Genomic DNA, 17,442 nt, shown 5'->3' on the forward strand with positions numbered 1-17,442 from the left:
TTCTCTCTGCGAAAGTTGAGGTAATAAGTTAAAAGAGATAAACGGAGACATTGCAAAGCTTGTTGAAAAGTTAAATGTCGAGTTTGAAAGTGCAACGGGTATTTCAAGTAGTCTAAGTTTGCCAACCAACCTTCAGTCCTTGTACACCTCCTTTTTAGTAAACACGATTTATGGTGAAGATGAAGTTCCGTTAGAGCAACGGGGGGATGGCATTAAGGTTAGGTATATTCCCAGCATATTGAATTATATAGCCAATATATCAAACAAACAATTTATCTGGGGATTTGAAGAACCGGAAAATTCTCTAGAATATAAGCTTTGCACAAAGATGGCAGAGGACTTTGAAAAGGTTTATTCAAAGGTAATTCAAATTTTTACTACCAGTCATTCTCCTGCGTTTATTTCCATAAATAATACTAAGACGTCTTTGTATAGGATTTATAAGCAAGGGTACCAAACTAAGGTGGTATCCTTAAACAAATCCGATCAGGGATCTGTTCATGTGTTGAATGAAGAATTAGGTCTAACAAAGTTATTGCAGGACCAACATGAATATTACTTAAAGAGAGTAGAAGAAATTGAACTCCAAAAGCGCGAGTTGCAGATACTACAAGACGAAATAGCTACGAGTCGAAAACCAACGGTAATAACTGAAGGGAAAACTGATAAAATGATTCTTGAAACGGCATGGTCGAAGTTATACCCAGAAAGAGAGATGCCGTTCAATATTACTAGCTGTGATTTAGAAGATGGCACTTCAGGTGGGGGGGCTGCAGGGTGTGGCATACTGAGGAAACAACTAGAATCAGTAAGACATGATAGTCCGAACATCATTATTGGGTTATTTGATTATGATCAGGCTGGAATGGATGCATTTAAGCTAGATAAAAACTACACATTAACTGAAGGATATTCAAATATCAAGAGGAATAAAAACGGAAGAGGGTTTGCAGTACTTCTTCCAATCCCTGAAGGAAGAGAGGATTTTGAGACAACCAAAAACCTACCTATTGAGTTTTACTTTGAAGAGGCCGATTTGCGCAAAGAGGTTGATGGTTACTCCCTCGGATTGATTCAACCTGTACTTCAAGCAAAATTTATGGGCGTGATCGTTAAACAATTTGAGACTAATGAACTGCAGTATGCTCAAGTTGAAAGTAATACAAAAACAGTTTTTGCCGAGAAAATTGTTCCGACCTTTGAACCCAGTAGCTTTAGGAATTTTGATATGCTCTTTAGTATTTTTGACAAAATTATTAATGACCAAGTTTAGGATAAAGAGGGGGCACCTGCGGGTGTCCCCTTCGTGTTGAAACTTGCCGTTACAGACAGCGCGAAGAACCATATCACAAGTGAAGCGAAAATTTTTGCAAGCAGGGTATATCACTGGCTGACTTGATCAATTTTATACGCGCTCTTATGATAAAGCAGCCTGTGAAGTACCCTCAAATTCTTCAGGATGGTGCCTCTGTATTCGTGGTATACGTCCACGTGTATTCAATCGGTTCCCACGACCAATTCACGTCGCGCTTTAAGATCCGCCCCAAGCTCGGCCAGGGGAAATGATAGGCTAGCACCAGCAGTTGTTCCTCGGCAGCGCGGTTCAGCAGCATGCGTCGCGTGCGGACGGTCTGCTCAGGGTCCAAATCGAAGGCGGTAAGCCAGTCGGGGTGTTCCGGCGTCAGCTTATAATGAGACCAAGCGTCTCCGACTACCAGCATCGAATCGCCTTTGGAGGAGACAAGGAACGCGCTGTGTCCGGGCGTCTCTCCTTTGGCGGAAATCGCGGCAATTCCCGGAATAATGACTTCTTCATCATCGATCAGCCTTAGTTTTGGTTGAAGGCGAGTAAGGCAGTCCTGAGCCAATTGCACCGTTCTTTGTTTGAGAGGTTCCGGGAGTGCTAGAGAACTTAAATCGGGTTGTTCCATCCAGAACGTCCACTCTGCTTTGGAGAGTACGTAAGTGGCGTTAGGAAAAGAAAATCGATCTTCTTCGTCGAAGATTCCGCCATAATGATCGGTGTGAGCATGAGAAAGGATGATGGTATTAATCGACTCAGGAGCAATGCCGAATGTTTGCAGGTTCGAACGCACCTTACCGACGAAGTCTGCTCTGCCGCTCGGTCCCGGCAAATGTCCAAGCCCCGTATCGATAAGAATTTGATGCTGTCCTGTATGAATGTACAGAACGCTAATCTGCATCGGCACATGCGTACTAGGCAAAGCATATTCTCTGAGGGTGGCAGCTACTTCTTCTTTGGTTGCATTTGTTATGAGAGAGGTAGGCAGCGAATAGCTTACTTCATCACTGATTACAAGGCAGTAGAAATCTCCGAGCGTTAAGGGATAGACTCCGGCAGGACGGATATCCGGCGTGCTTGATTGGAAATGATTCTGCATCATGTAGTCTCCTTTTTCTTTGAATAAGATGGGGGATCTCAATGTTGTTTCGCTTGTTGAGCTTGATTATACTGTATTTGTGCCGACGGGACGTGGGCGCCTTAATCATAGGTTTCCTAGTAACAGTTAGGAGCGGTGGATATGAACGATAGCGAGCGACGCAAGGTGCTCGGCGAGTTTTTACGCAATAGACGGGCAAATCTTTGTCCGGGTGACGCAGGGTTCCCGCCCACCAATCCCCGCAGGAAGCCGGGGTTGCGCCGCGAGGAGGTTGCGCAGATCGCCAATGTTGGCGTTTCCTGGTACACTTGGCTGGAACAAGGACGCGATATTCACCCTTCAGTGCAAGTACTGGAAAGCCTGTCCCGGGCGCTCAGACTTACCCCGGACGAACGGCGCCATCTCTACCTGCTCTCCGGGCAATCTCTCCCACCTCAAGTGAATCAAATAGAGGAAAAGACCGGCTCCTTATTGCAGCAAGCGGTCAATGAACTCGGATCGGCTCCTGCCATTGTGATCGGACGGCGCTGGGATTACTTGGTGTGGAACAAAGCGGCCAACGACATATTTGCGATTTCCCAGCCCGATCGGATAAACCCGTCTTACGAATTGAATTTGCTGTGGCAGTTTTTCGCCAACCCGGTATTGAAAGGGCGATTCCGGGCTTGGGAGCAGGTCGCGAGCGGCGTGGTGGCGGAATTTCGCACGGCAAAAGCCCGTTATTTGGAGGATTCTTCGTTTGAAGGGCTAATCGAGGATTTGAAGGCAGTCAATGCCGATTTTGGCCGGCTATGGCTGCAACACCATGCGCGCAGCGTCCTTGATGGATATATTGCGTTGGAGCATCCAGTGCTAGGGATTCTGGAATTCGAGCATACCACGCTGCAGGTTCCCAGCGATCCGGACATCAGAATGATGATGTTTTTGCCGTTACAGGAAACGCGAAACAATCTGGTTCATTATTTTGAACGCAATCAGTAAGGTGATCCACGTGCACCTCAAAGTGCCTCGCTGCCGAATCGTCAGCCTGTCTTGCAGATCATAGAAATAAAATCCATGTGAGCATCAAAAAAGGAGCATGCTGCGGCAGCTCCTTTATCGATTTTCCCCGATGGAACCGTAAGGAGAACCGTATCACAAGTGACGGCGAAATTTTCAGTCATAGTGTGTGGCATGATTAGGTACAGGACAGATTATACGATAAGGAATCACCAAAGTAAACCGATTTAACTTAAATAGTTAATTTAATAAAATTCGTTAATGAAAATTGTGATTCCATCGGTTTTCCTATACTATTGTAGAGTAAGCATCAAAGGAGGCTCCAGTCGTGAGGAAACCGATGAGCGCTAATCATTACTTGAACAAAATTAAGCCTATCGTTCGAAAAACGAAGTCAGCCAATTGAGATAGGCGATATCGCAAAATATATGGATATTAGTAAAGTGACGCTATATAAACATTTTTCATCCAAAGATGATATCATCGAACAGGTTGTCGAATATGAAATTCAGTACTTGCAGCAGGCTGATATCGTTGTAAATGATGATTCCCTCTCTTATGTAGATCGCTTCCAAAAAACTTTTCTGCAGTCGCTGCTGTGCGTTGTTTATTTATCTGACCTGTTCCTGCAAGATCTCAAGGAATTTTATCCGACGCTGTATGATAAGCTAGTCCTGGCCCAATAAAATCGAAATAAGAATTTACAGGCTTTTTTTGAGACCGGGATGGACCGGAAGGTTTTCAACAGAATGAATCCCATGCTGCCCTTGATTCAAGATGACGCCACGCTGCGGCGCATCATGGAACCGAATTTCAGTATTCAATGGTATGATCTCACGTTGAAACAAGCGATAATCGAATATTAAAAGATGAAACAATATCAAATGATTAGGCCGGAACATCTGGATGCGATTGACGATTCCAATTTTGAGAGTCAGGTAGCGGAAATTTTACTAACAATTTCGTGAGCATATCTGTGGGTTGGCTTTTAACTTGCCGTTACAGACAGGGTGGAGAATCGTATCATAAATAAATAAACCGGCTACTTGCAGAGGAGCATATCAGCCTGCCATAGTTGGGAGCCATACTGTGCCTGCAGATCATCCAGCACACCCGGCTTGCTTACTGTTGCGGCTACACGGTCCCCCCCTATCAAGCAACCGGCGAGTTATACGTGAAGCCAAGCCTCCTGACGCTCCTGTAATGAACCATGTTTGCATGCCAAACACCTCCAATCGTTGTCTTCCACTGAATCATAAATGCACGAATTCCTCGCTTTCCCGTCTCAAGCGTTCGAACCGTTCCATATATAACAGGTTGTTCTTAAGAAAGCGTCAAAGGACCAAAAACGTGCAATGACGGCGCAGGGATAGCCTCCCTTACGCCGCCATTTTGAGGTTAATGCCCCTTTTGTGAGCGGGGTGTTCTTAAAGTGAGCTAAAAATCTACTTTTAAAACTTACGGATTGATAAATTGCATCGCCTGCAGCATCCGCTTCAACAGGACGGCACTTTGCGCGCGGGACGCATATTCCCGGGGGCCGAACTCCGTTTCGGTCAACCCGCGGATGATGGAGGCTTCGGTCAGCCGCTCCACCGCGGCATCCGCCCAAGGCGCGATGTCCGCTGCGTCGGCGAACGTTCTCGCCGTCGCCCCGTTCGCATCCGGCGCATGTCCGCCGTACTCCATCGCCCTGACGATCATGACCGCCATTTGTTCGCGGGTAACGGGAGCCTCCGGCCGGAACGTCCCGTCCCCCAAGCCGTTAATGAGCTGATGTTGTTGAGCGGCCCAGACGGCCCCCGCATACCACGCTCCCGGCGCCACGTCCCGGAAAGGCGTCGAATCGTTTGGTTCATCGTCCAGGCCGAGAGCGCGCACGAGCATGGCGGCAAATTCGGCGCGGCTGATGTGATCGTCCGGCACAAATCGGTCTTGCGTTCTTCCTTCGACAAGCAGCTTGTTCGCCATCAGGACGATATCCTTTTGTGCCCAATGCCCGTTCAAATCCGCAAACGTATGATCCGATTGGATGACCGAATAAGCGCCGTTATAAAGCGAACGCATCGTCACCAGGGGGGAGCCGTTGTTCGAGAAGACAGCCGGTGCGAACCGCAGCCGCCCGTTTTCGTCGATGCGTACGGCAGTCGCTCGATCCGGATTGGCCGGTTCGGGCAGAGCGGCCGTCAGCGTCGCGTACGTTCGGCCCCAATCGATGCTGCTGCCGTCGCGGGCCTGGAGCGAATACACGACCGGATGAGGGAGCAGCGGCTCTCCCCCCGCTCTCGCGATCGCTCCGTTCCCGTCGTCGCTGACGGAACCCGCAGCCGCCGCGATCCCGAAGGTAATAGCCGCATCCTTCGGAACGCCTTGCAGGACGTGGAGCGGAATGTGCAGGCCATTTCCGTTAACGCGCCATTCCAACAGGGCGTCGGGACGAACATCCAGCGCGCGAAGCAGCGGAGCGGCCGGAAGGTCCATCTTGACCGAGTCTCCGATGTCTTGCGCTTCGATCCGAATGCCGTTCGGCTTAGTTGCCAATGCTTCGGACAATTGCTCCGCCGTCGGGAAAATCCGGGTTATGCGTTGACCGCCGGACGATTCGTACGATGCGTCCACCCACTTGACCACCCCGTTGAATTTGACGATTACCTGGCGGATGGCCGCAGGCTCGTCGCTGCCTGAGGAGCCGCCGGAGCCATTGGAACCAGCAGGAGCCTTGACCGTCACCGTGCGCGTCGCTTCCGCGGCGGCATTGCCGGATGGATCTTCCACACTGTACCGCAGCGTATACTTACCCGCCTGGCTTGTATCTACCGTTCCGGTCACGACAATGCGATCGGAGATGTCGCCGTAGTAGGCATCGGTCGCTTGCGCTCCGGGATCGGCAAACGCTGCGCCCAGCGGCACGTTCATCGCGGAATCGCCGAGCAGCGTGAGAACGGGAGGCTGCGTATCTTGCACATAGACCGTGCGCGTCACGGTCGCAGCCGCATTGCCTGCGGCATCGGAAACGTTATAAGCTAGCGTATAAGTGCCGAGGGTCGACGTATCCACCGTTCCGATCACCGTGATCGAAGCGGAAAGGTCGCCGTCCTGCACATCCTGCGCCGTTGCGCCGGGATCGACAAACGGGCTGTTCGCTTCCACCGTCATGGGATTCGGTCCGTTCAAATAAATCGCCGGTCCGTCTCCGTCGTACACGTTCACATCGCGGATGACCGCGGCGGTATTCCCGGCGCGGTCCGTGACCTCATATTGAATCGGGTAATTGCCGAGGCGGGTCGTGTCAACGGCTCCCGAAATCGTGATGGACGAGGCCGGAATCGCGCCGTCAATCGCATCAAGCGCCACCGCCCCCGGTTCCGCATACGTCCCGCCTTGCGGGATATTCATCGGATTGCTGCCGTTCAGCGCAAGCTCCGGCGCCGTGTTGTCCAGCACGAACGCATTCGATACCGCGTCGGCGACATTCCCGGCCAGATCTTGCGCGCGGATATGCAAGTACCAGTTGCCGTCCCCGCTCGTCTGCCGCAGCGTGTCGCCGTCGGCAAAATCGGTCCAGCCGTCTGCGGGAACGGCCGTGTCTTGCGTCCATGCGTATTGCAGCGAGGCTGTGTCGACGCCGCTTTCCGCATCCGTCACGGTTACGGTGCTCTCCGCCGTGTGCGAAGGCATCGCTTGGCCGTTCGCGGCGAACTGAACGTCGGGAGGCGTTCCGTCTCGCAGCACGGTGATCGTGTACGTTCGAGGCGGCTTCAAATACGGTTCAACCCGAACAGGGATGACCGTCGATGCTCCCGAGACGCTTACGGTCGCCGTGCTGCCGCTGGCTTGCGGCTGGTTGTCGACATACAGCTGGGCGTTAGCCGCGTCCGCCAGCGTTGCCTTGATATGCACGCTTGATTCCGACAGGCCGACGAAGGTATAAGCGGTGACCGAAGGGGAAAACGCGGGATCCATATCGCCCTCCTGCACCTTCAGGCCGCTCAGACGGTCATTGCCCGGCACGTCCGTTTGACCGTAATAATCACTATCTCCCGGGCCGGCTCCCCAAGCGACGACGGTGCCGTCCGACTTCAGCGCCAGCGAAAGAGTCCCTCCCGCCGCGATTGCCACCACCCCGGAGAGTCCGGCCGGCACTTCTATTTGATCATAAAAATCATCTCCCCAGGCGACAACGGTGCCGTCCGATTTCAGCGCCACCGAATGAAGCCCTCCCGCCGCGATCGCCACCACCCCGGTAAGCCCGGCCGGAACGTACGATTGACCATGAAAATCACCGCCCCAGGCGACGACGGTGCCGTCCGCCTTCAGCGCCATCGAGTGCATTCCTCCCGCCGCGATCGCGACCACCCCGGTAAGTCCGGCCGGCACGGTCGTTTGACCACTGCTATTACTTCCCCAGGCGACGACGGTGCCGTCGGCTTTCAACGCCAGCGAATGAAACCCTCCCGCCGCGATCGCCACCACCCCGGAGAGTCCGGCCGGCACGGTCGTTTGACCATAATAGTTATCTCCCCAAGCGACGACGGTGCCGTTCGATCTCAGCGCCAGCGAATGTTGCGTTCCCCCCGAGACGGCCTTCACGCCGGAGAGCCCGGGCACGTCCGTTTGACCGTAACGGTTATCTCCCCAGGAGACAACGGTGCCGTTCGCTTTCAGTGCCAGCGAATGATACGCTCCCGCTGCAATTGCCGTCACTCCGGTAAGCCCGGCCGGCACGGTCAATTGACCAAGATCCGGGTCGTCGTCCCCCCAGACATCTCCCGGGCTGCCTCCCCAGGCTTCGACGGTGCCGTCCGACTTCAGCGCCAGCGAATGAATCGATCCCGCCGCGACAGCGCCACCCTTGACCGGCTTGGCAAGCCCGTTCGGCACGTTCGTTTGACCCTCATCATTATTTCCCCAAGCGACGACGGTGCCGTCCGACTTCAGCGCCATCGAATGCATCTCTCCCGCCGCGACCGCCACGATCCCGGCAAGTCCGGCCGGCACGGTCGATTGACCGCTACTATTATTTCCCCAGGCGACGACGGTGCCGTCCGATTTCAGCGCCAGCGAATGATTCAATTTCGCCGCGACCGCCACGACCCCGGAAAGTCCGGCCGGCACGGTCGATTGACCGCTACTATTATTTCCCCAGGCGACGACAGTGCCGTCCGATTTCAGCGCCAGCGAATGATTCTCTCCGGCCACGATCCCCGCCACCCCGGTAAGTCCGGCCGGCATGGCCGATTGACCAAACGTATTACTTCCCCAAGCGACAACGGTGCCGTCCGATTTCAGTGCCAGCGAATGCAACGCTCCCGCCGCGATCGCCACGACCCCGGCAAGTCCGGCCGGCACTTCCGTTTGATGCTGACTATTTCTTCCCCAGGCGACGACGGTGCCGTCCGGTTTCAGCGCTAGCACATGGGCGCCTCCCGCGGCGATCGCCACAACCCCGGTAAGTCCGGCCGGCACGTCCGTTACCCCATTATGATTATCACCCCAGGCAACGACGGTGCCGTCCGATTTCAGCGCCAGCGAATAATTCGCTGCCGCTGCGATATCGATCACTTTCCCCGGCCCGGCAAGCTCGGCCGGCACGTCCGTTTGACCAGCGCTATTGCTTCCCCAGGCGACGACGGTGCCGTCCGACTTCAGCGCCAGCGAATGATAGGCTCCCGCGGCGATCTTCACAATTCCGCTTCCCGCTTCCGTCTGCGCCGCATCGGCCTTCCCGGAACCGTAAGGAACCGCTGCAGTCAGCAGCAATACGAAAGACAAAACAAGAGGAATGACTCTTCGCCTTTTCATGAATAACATGATAAACACTCCCACATTCTACGACTCGATTTACATATTGGATCTATTTCGTCATCATTCTGCCATCCCGAATTTTGTCGTCTATTGTTGGCTCCCCCCGAACTACGGATTTATAATTTAATGAGCACCTAGTAGATTATTATTATGCGGGACAAGCAAGGCTTCAACGAGCAATAATGGCGAATGTGTCGGTTAACGAACACGTTTGGCCAAGGTGTCGGGTAAAATTTTCCGGGAAAATCGGGAGGGATTCGGATGAGCGGGAACACGACCGATCTGCGGGTGGTCCGCAGCAAACAGGCGATTCGGGATGCGCTGGTGGAATTGATCGAAGAGAAGGGTTTCGAAGCGGTTACAGTCAAAGACATTACGACGCGGGCCAGAATCAACCGCGGCACGTTCTACGACCATTATCAGGACAAATACGATCTGATGGCCAAATGCGAAGAAGAGATCATGGTCGGGATGTCCAACATTGCGAAGGAGATTATTCCATCTTTGAGAACGGAACTGCAGCAGTCGCCATCCCGATTGGCGATTTATCCGTTCGTTGCAGCCATCTTCGCTTTCATGAACGGGCACAGCCGATTCATGAGAGCGGCGTTGGGACCAAAGGGAGACATGTCTTTCCAGATCAGGATCAGAGCGTTCATGCAAGAGACGATGCTGGGGAAAAGCCCGGACGTGCTGATCAATGAAGAAGAATGCCTCGTTCCGGCAAAGTATTTTGCTACGTACGTGGGATCGGCGCACCTCGGCGTGATTCAACAATGGCTGGAGAGCGGCAGGCAAGAGTCGCCCGAGGAAATGGCGCGCATCCTGACAACCATTCTGGTGCACGGTCCGTTGTATGCGGCCGGATTGAAGAAGCTGCCCCAGTCCTGAAGCGCCTGTTGCCGATTCTTACAAGTTGGGGCACAAATCCGAATGAATGGACGGAATCGATAATAAAACGGCGTTTTTACTAGTTTTGATATGTTAATCGTCGCATCGGGAGTTCATTCGGCCCCCGGATTTATTTCCGGATCGAGATTGACAAGCTGCCGGCACTGCGAAACGCGACCGCAGCGTTCGGAGCTCGACGTCACTTTGCGGGGCGGAACGGCAACCGGAAGGCGATAGATCCCCCAAAAAAAATTCAATCGCTACATAAGATGCAGAGGCCATCCTAAGTCATTTTGGCGACTTTTGGGACGGCCTCTTCGTCAACCGCCGCCTCTTTTTCTCGCCCGATACTGCTGCGGCGTGACGCCGATCGTTCTCTTGAACAAATTCGAGAAGCTGCCCAGGCTGATATAGCCGACCCGTTCCGCGATATCGGTTATTTTCAATTCCGATTCCTCCAAGAGCCGCATGGCCTCCCGGATTCGTTCGCGGATGATGGCGTCCGACAACGATAGCCCGGTCTCCTTCTTGAACAGCCTGGATAAATACGCCGGGTTCAGATACACGTGCGACGCCAGTTCTTCCCGGGTGATCTCCTGGCTCAGCCGCGATCGAATGTATTGTCTCACCTTGGCGACGACGGCGGAGGATAGCTGATCGCTTGCCTTCAGCAACTGCACGGCCGCCTCCAGGCAATCGATCGCCCAGCTCTGCAGAGCCGCCGGGCTTCTCGGGCAGCCCGCCTTGTCCGTCAAGCCCTTGAGCTTCGCCGACTCGTGCACGGACAGCCCCTTCTGGGCCAATACGGCATGAATGATAAAGAGAACGCCGTAGACGAACGGACGATACGCTTCCTTCGTCCAACCGTCCGCCTCGCAGCTTAGGAACCATTGCTTGACGCGGCGCTCCAGCTCCTCGCGTTCTCCGAGCTCGAGAAGGGTGGCCCATTCGGCGAACAGGCCGACGGGAGCCGCGGCGGGCCGCTTCTCGGGTTGCTTGTCCCGCCGCGGATCTTCCGCGGGGAACACTTGCCGGGAACGACCGACGTTCCTCTGCTCTCTCTCCGTTACGTCGGCATAGGCTCTTAAGACATCCGGCAGGAGGACGGGCGCGCTGATATAGATGGACAACGAACATTGAAGCAGCCGTTCGCATTCGTTCAGGAACCGCCGGCAATTGCGTTCCAGCGAGCCGCCGACGCTCCCTCCTCCGCGCCTCTCATAGACGATCGCCAGATTCAGACCGGCGTGATTCTGAATCACGGCGCCTTCCCGTTCCTCCAGGATCAGCTCTCCGGCCAAATTGCGCAGCGCGTATTCCATAATAGCCTCATCCCGCGCGCTGAGGTCTTCCTTCCACTGCTCCATGCCTAACAGAACAAGGATGAACCGGTCGTCCGGCGCGAAGCTCAAGCCGTAAATCTCCGCGGACCGCCGCAACGAATCCGGATGAAGCGACGAGCGTTGGCTGAGAATATCCTGCCAGAAGCGTTCCACCAATAACGGCAGCTGATGCTCCCACTTTCTGCGGTAATCCTGCATAAGGAAGTCGTATTTTTCCCGCTCCTTTTGCTTGCCGACTTCGGCAATGGCATTCCCCGCCGCTTTTCTCAGCTGCTCGTAATCGACGGGCTTCAATAAGTAATGGAACGCGCCGTGCTGGATGGCGCGCTGCGCATATTCGAAATCCGCATGACAAGTCAGCATGATCGTCCGGGTGTCCGGCGAGTGCCGTTCCGTCCAGGCCAGCAGCTCCAACCCGCTCTTCCCTGGCATCTCGATATCGCATATGAGCAGATCGACCGTATGACGGCTTAACATATCCATCGCTTGTTCCGCGCTCTCCGCAAGACGGACGTCCGTTACGCCCAGCTCGTCCCAATTCACGCCCTGTTGCAAGCCCAGCAAGGCGAAGTATTGGTCATCGACGATCAAGACCCGATACATCCGAATGATCTCCCTCCTCTCGCAAGGGCAATCTCAGTTCCACAAGACCTCCGCCTTCGGGATCGTTGCGGAACGAGAGAGTCGCCCGTTCGTCATCGAACATAGCCAAGCGCCTGCGCACGTTCCATATTCCTAAATGCCGGTCGGTCGGCTCCCTCTCGTAGGCCCCGAGATTAAGCCTCTCGAGCTGCTCCCCGGAGAAGCCCGGCCCGGAGTCCCGGATTCGGATCACCATGCGCACAGCCCCATCCTCCCCCGCTTCCTCGCTCGCCGTCAACTCGATCCGGAAGGGCTTCCGATTGTTGACGAACCCGTGCTTCATAGCGTTCTCTACGAAGGGTTGCACCAGCAGCGGCGGAATCGGCGCGTTCTCGAGCTGTTGCGGCAGCCGCTCCTCGAAGACGATCCGGTCCGGGTACATCACCCTGTGGATCTCCATATAGTTGCGGATATGGCTGAACTCTCCGGCAAGAGGAATCCAGGTCTCGTTCGTGCTCATCAGGAATCGGAAGTAGGCGACGAGGTGGCCGATCATCTTCTTGATCAGCTGATCCTTCCGCAGGTCGACGAGATGGAAGACGATATTCAAGGAATTCATGAAGAAGTGGGGATGAATCTGAGCTTGAAGATGCTTCAGTTCGGCATGCTGAACCTTCATCCGCTCCTCGTACACGTCGATCTTCAAGCTGCCGATCTGCTCGGCCATTCGGTTGAACTGCTGCGTAATCAATTGGAACTCCTTGGAGTTCCCTTCCTTCAACCGGTAATCCAGTCGTCCCCGGCCCAGAGTGCGCATTCCGCCCGCCAACCGCTGAATGGGCTTGAACACGAGCCGGCTTAATAGAACGAACAGAATGACGATCGTCGCGAGGACCGCGACGGGAATCCACCGGATCACGCGTTGGAACAGAGGCAGCTCGTCCAGCAGCGACCTCTCGTCCAAGAGGATGAAGACGTTGAGATCGGCGAAGAGCGAAGGCTTATTGACGAACAAATAGGCCTTGTCGTCGTCCAGGCGAACGGAGGCGCTGGCACGGTCCGACGGATCGTTCAGATGGCCGCGGATGCGGGAGAGTTCGTCGTCCGAGAATCGCCCCCACAGCAGGTCGCCGTCCCGGGAGACGATGCCGACCCGCTCGTCGCTCCTCGCGGAATCCAATTGGAGCAGCGGCTGGGCCAACGAATCGATGCCGACAAGAACGCCGACGAGCAGTCTCCCGCTCTTGTCCGGCAACGCCTTGTACAGGACCGGTTCGCCGCCGACGGTTACGATCTCCCACTTCTGGGACGTCGGAAGCCGGGACGTTCTCAAGCGGGAGGACAATCCTTCGCGAATGGCCTCCTTCTCCCGGTAGTATTCTTCTCGGCTGCTGAGGAACAGCTCGTCCCGATCCTGATGATAGACGAAGACGCTTCGTATAACGGAGTAATAGCTGACGTCGTTGTACCATTGATCCATCAGCTTCCTTATCGACAAATAATAATTGACGCTGTCCGGGCCGCTCTCCGCGTACAGCTCGAGCAGCATGCTGTCGTTTGCCGTGCGAAGCAAGTAGATGCCGGTCTGTTCAAGCAGCTCGTCGAGTCCTCCCAGATGAAGGGCCAACGTGCCGGACGCGGATTCGGAGACCTTCTCCCGCACGATGTTCGTAGAATAAATATTGGTATAGTACAGAAATAGAAAAAGAGGCGTTACGAGGAGCAGCACCGGAACGCTTACCTTCAATCGCAACGATAGTCTCACGGTCTCTCTCCTCTACAAGGTTCGTTCGCGCCGACGCGGCACGAAAGGGGGAAGACGTCGAGCGTCCTCCCCCTTGCCTTATTTAGGCTGCTTCGCTTGCCACTCCTCGTACTGCTTCTGGACTTCCGCGCGGATCTTCTCGATCCCGTTGGCCTTCAGCTTGCCGTTGTATTCCGCCAGCACCTTGTCCGCGTCCAGGCTTCCCGTCTCGAGCAGCGGACGATACTCCTTGATGATGTTGCTGACGACCGACACCTCCGTCTTGACGGGATCCGTATTGAAGTTGAAGCCGAAGGACTTGACCTTATGCGCCTTCTCGTTGTATTCCTTGAACTTCTCCCACTTATCCGGGCTCTCCCCTTCCCACAGATACGTGAGCGTCTGATTCCCGAACATCCATTCGATGCCCGGCGCCCACCCCGTGTCCGCTCGCGTGGCGATGCCGTCCGGCAGCTTGATGAAGTTCTCCTTGCCTTCCACCTTCACGTATTGCCGGCCTTCCACGCCGAAGTCGATCAGATTGACGAGATGCTTATCGGTGTGCAGAAGGTTAAGCAGCATCATCGTTCGCTCCGGATCGACGGAGGTGCGCCCGATCGCCATCATGGAGTTGCTGACGCTCGCGGTGCTGATCTCGGGATCGTTGCCCTTCAGCTTGACGAGTTCGATGCCGGTGGCGGCGGAGTCTTCCTTGTCGGAATCCGGCTTGTCCGAACCGAACTTCATCCACGTCTTGCCCGCCTTCAGCGCGTCCTCGGCGCTAGTCTTGGTCGTGGCGGCATCCTGATTGATATACCCCTTCTTGAACCAGTCGCTGTAGAGCCTCATCCGGTAGATCGCCGCTTCGGACTCCATGGAGCTGATAATCATCTTGTCCGTCTTCGTATCCAGCACGATGCCGGCCGGCGCGCCGGCGACCAGCTCGTAGCGGAAGTTCTCCTTCATGCTCGGTATCGTCTTATCGAAGTAGCTCAGCGTATCGGACCCGCTGCCCGACAGCCAGATCGGCGCGAGGCCGGGCTCCTTCTCCTTAATCGTCTGAAGCCAGGGCTCCAGATCCTCGAGGGTATGGATAGAGTCGACATCGAAGCCGTACTTATCGATCAGATCCTTCCGGAACATGATGGTATGGCTCTCGCCGATCTCCTTGTTCGTCGGGATCGCGTAGATCTTGCCGTCCACCCGGCCGCCGTCGAAGAACCTCGGGTCCAGCGAATCCGTGATCCCCTTCCCGTATTCGGCCAGCAGGTCGTCCAAGGGCAGGAACGCGCCCTTCGCCACGTTGTTGGCGAAGTCGGCCCAGTTGGGCGCGAAGGTCAGATCGACCTGTTCCCCGGATTGATAAGCCAGAACCATCTTCTCCGCCCAGGAAGACCAGGGGAGTCCCTGGAAGTCGATCTCGGCGTTGATCTTCTCTTTCAGGTACTTGTTGATCTCTCCGATGACCGCTTCAGAGTCCTTCTGCGGGAAGTTCCCTACCGTATACACCTTGAGCTTGCGGTACTTCGAGATGTCCGGCTTGGCGCCTCCGGCATCGGCGGTCGCCGTTCCGCCGGCCTTCGGTTCCTCGCCAGGCGAACCGGACGAGCTTGAGCCGTTGCCCGAGCAACCGGAGATGACCAGCGCGGCCGCGATGACCGAAGCCAGCGCCATCCCCCACCCTTTCGCTACCTTCATTTCGTAGTGCCTCCCTAATCGTTCTATTATCTATCTCTAACCGGCCTAATTCGCCAGGGTTAGACGGCTTAACCCTTGATCGCCCCGACGGTCAATCCCTTGGTGAAGTACTTCTGGAAGAAGGGATACACGAACAGAATCGGTCCGATCGAGACGACCACCATCGCCATGCGAAGACTCTCCGTCGGCACCGTCTCTTGGACAAGCAGAGCGACGCCGCTTCCCGCCAATTGATTTTTGAAGAACTCGGCTTGGCGGATCATCTGAATCATGACGTACTGCAAGGAGAATTTATCGGTATCGTTGATGAACAACAAGGAGTTGAACCAGTCGTTCCAATACATGAGCGTCGTGAACAGGCCGATCGTAGCCAGAACCGGCAGCGAGATCGGCAGGACGAGCTGGAAGAAGATGCGCCACTCCGAAGCTCCGTCCAGCTTGCCCGATTCGATCATCTCCTCCGGAACCGTCTGCTGGAAGAAGGTGCGCGTGATGAAGATATAGAAGGCGTTCGACAGCCCCGGCAAAATAAGGGCGATGAGCGAATCTCTCAGGTGCAGATAGTTGATATAGAAGAGATAGAACGGAACGAGTCCCCCGGAGAAGAGCATCGTGATCAGAAGGTAGAGATTAAAGGCCTTCTTGAACGGAAAGTCCTTGCGGAAGAGGGGGTACGCGTACAGGGCGATCAGCAGCACCGCCAAGATCGTACCGACGAAGGTGACGGTCAGCGTGACCCCGTAGGCTTTGAACAGCGTCTCCGAATCGTTGAAGAGATACCGGTACGCGGACCAATCGATCTCTTCGGGCCAGAACTTGTAGCCCTTCAAGGTAAGCAGCTTCTCGTTGGACAGGGAGATGGCGACGATCAGCACGAGGGGCAAGATGCATGCAAGACTGAAGACGATGAAAAGAAGATGAAGCCCGATCCCCGCCAATCCGGAGACTTGTTGATAGGCTTTGACGTTCGTTGTTTTGGTCATGTCGATTCTCCGTTCTAGAAGAGTGCCGTATCGCGATTGAGTCTGCGAGCCAGGCTGTTGGCTCCGATGACGAGGAAGAAGCCGACCACCGATTGGTAGAAGTTCGCCGCGGACGACATTCCCAGGTCGTTGAGCTGGATCAAGCCCCTGTACACATACGTATCGATGACGTCCGTCGTCGATCGCAGCGCTCCGGAGTCGAGCGTGACGTGGTAAAACAAGCCGAAGTCGGAGCGGAAGATGCCTCCCAGGTTCAGAATCGTCAGGATGACCATCACGGGAGTCAGGAGCGGAAGAGTGATGCGAACGATCTGCTGCCATTTGCCGGCTCCGTCCATAACCGCGGCCTCATACAGCTCCTCGCTGATTCCGGTAATGGCCGCCAGGTAGATGACGCTGCCGATGCCGACGGAGTGCCACATCTTCGTGAGCCATAAAATATACGGCCATGCCTGAGGGTGCATGTAGGCGTTGACGTCCGAATACCCGAATAGGGGCAGCACATGCTTGACCAGGAAGCCGTACTCCGGATGAAGGAACGCATAGACGATGTAGCTGACGACGACCATAGACAGGAAGTTCGGCATGATCATGACCGTCTGGTAGAACCGCGAAGCGAGCCTGCTGCGCACTTCGTTGACGGCTATGGCCACGGCGACCGATAGAATCAAGCCCGTTACAATAAACGCGGCGTTGTAGGAGATCGTATTGACGGTGACTCGCCAGGCGTCGGAAGTGGCGAAGAGGAAGCGGAAGTTGCTCCATCCCGCCCACGGACTGCCCAGAATGCCGTCGACGTAGTTGATATTCTTGAAGGCGATGAAGATGCCGAACATCGGAATATAGCAATTGATGAAGAATACGGCGGCCGGCGGCAGCAGCATTAACAGCAGCACCCGATACTTCACGACGTTGCGTCCCAGTCGGACCATGCCGCTCGTCCGCCGCGGACTTGCAGGCTTGTTGGATGATGATATTGCGGTCGATCGAATCCC

At 55.0% G+C, this 17,442-nt stretch carries 9 protein-coding genes and 2 pseudogenes; 4 read left to right on the forward strand and 7 right to left on the reverse strand.

The window, feature by feature from the left end; genetic code table 11:
- Positions 1–34 precede the first annotated feature (34 nt).
- Positions 35–1,273 (forward strand): annotated as a pseudogene (locus H7B90_RS10075) (AAA family ATPase); the annotation flags it as partial.
- A gap of 181 nt (positions 1,274–1,454) precedes the next feature.
- On the opposite strand, the gene H7B90_RS10080 reads toward H7B90_RS10075, so the two are convergent.
- On the reverse strand, positions 1,455–2,402 hold the full coding sequence (locus H7B90_RS10080; RefSeq protein WP_185135741.1) for an MBL fold metallo-hydrolase: 948 nt from the start codon (positions 2,400–2,402) through the stop codon (positions 1,455–1,457).
- Between the two features lie 141 nt (positions 2,403–2,543).
- Here H7B90_RS10080 and H7B90_RS10085 point away from each other — a divergent pair, with 141 nt between their 5' ends.
- Together H7B90_RS10085 and H7B90_RS10090 are read left to right on the forward strand one after the other, a co-directional pair.
- Positions 2,544–3,383: a helix-turn-helix transcriptional regulator gene (locus tag H7B90_RS10085; RefSeq protein ID WP_185135742.1), complete on the forward strand. Its 840-nt coding sequence runs from the start codon at positions 2,544–2,546 to the stop codon at positions 3,381–3,383.
- Positions 3,384–3,729: 346 nt separating this feature from the next.
- A pseudogene (locus H7B90_RS10090) lies at positions 3,730–4,369 on the forward strand (TetR/AcrR family transcriptional regulator).
- Between the two features lie 490 nt (positions 4,370–4,859).
- Here the strand turns inward: H7B90_RS10090 and H7B90_RS10095 are convergent.
- Positions 4,860–9,173 carry an RCC1 domain-containing protein gene (locus tag H7B90_RS10095; protein ID WP_185135743.1) on the reverse strand — a complete coding sequence of 1,438 codons (4,314 nt, stop codon included), beginning with the start codon at positions 9,171–9,173 and terminating at the stop codon, positions 4,860–4,862.
- Positions 9,174–9,467: 294 nt separating this feature from the next.
- On the opposite strand from H7B90_RS10095, the gene H7B90_RS10100 reads away from it, so the two are divergent.
- Entirely contained in the window at positions 9,468–10,097 is a 630-nt protein-coding gene (locus H7B90_RS10100) for a TetR/AcrR family transcriptional regulator (protein WP_185135744.1), read from the forward strand.
- 320 nt (positions 10,098–10,417) lie between these two features.
- On the opposite strand, the gene H7B90_RS10105 is transcribed toward H7B90_RS10100, so the two are convergent.
- The 5 genes from H7B90_RS10105 to H7B90_RS10125 all read right to left on the reverse strand — a co-directional run bounded on the left by H7B90_RS10105 (position 10,418) and on the right by H7B90_RS10125 (position 17,379).
- The gene (locus H7B90_RS10105; protein WP_185135745.1) at positions 10,418–12,043 is read right to left on the reverse strand and encodes a response regulator; all 1,626 of its coding nucleotides are present in this window, start codon (positions 12,041–12,043) and stop codon (positions 10,418–10,420) included.
- Positions 12,018–13,787: a sensor histidine kinase gene (locus H7B90_RS10110; RefSeq protein ID WP_185135746.1), complete on the reverse strand. Its 1,770-nt coding sequence runs from the start codon at positions 13,785–13,787 to the stop codon at positions 12,018–12,020. The genes H7B90_RS10105 and H7B90_RS10110 overlap by 26 nt, the downstream gene beginning before the upstream one ends.
- 78 nt (positions 13,788–13,865) lie before the next feature.
- Positions 13,866–15,464 carry an ABC transporter substrate-binding protein gene (locus H7B90_RS10115; protein ID WP_185135747.1) on the reverse strand — a complete coding sequence of 533 codons (1,599 nt, stop codon included), beginning with the start codon at positions 15,462–15,464 and terminating at the stop codon, positions 13,866–13,868.
- Between the two features lie 68 nt (positions 15,465–15,532).
- Positions 15,533–16,447, reverse strand: a complete 915-nt coding sequence (locus H7B90_RS10120; protein WP_185135748.1) for a carbohydrate ABC transporter permease — start codon at positions 16,445–16,447, stop codon at positions 15,533–15,535.
- A 14-nt stretch (positions 16,448–16,461) separates the two neighbouring features.
- Positions 16,462–17,379, reverse strand: a complete 918-nt coding sequence (locus H7B90_RS10125; protein ID WP_185135749.1) for an ABC transporter permease — start codon at positions 17,377–17,379, stop codon at positions 16,462–16,464.
- Positions 17,380–17,442 lie beyond the last annotated feature (63 nt).

Source organism: Cohnella xylanilytica (assembly GCF_014212175.1).
GTDB classification, from domain to species: domain Bacteria; phylum Bacillota; class Bacilli; order Paenibacillales; family Paenibacillaceae; genus Cohnella; species Cohnella xylanilytica.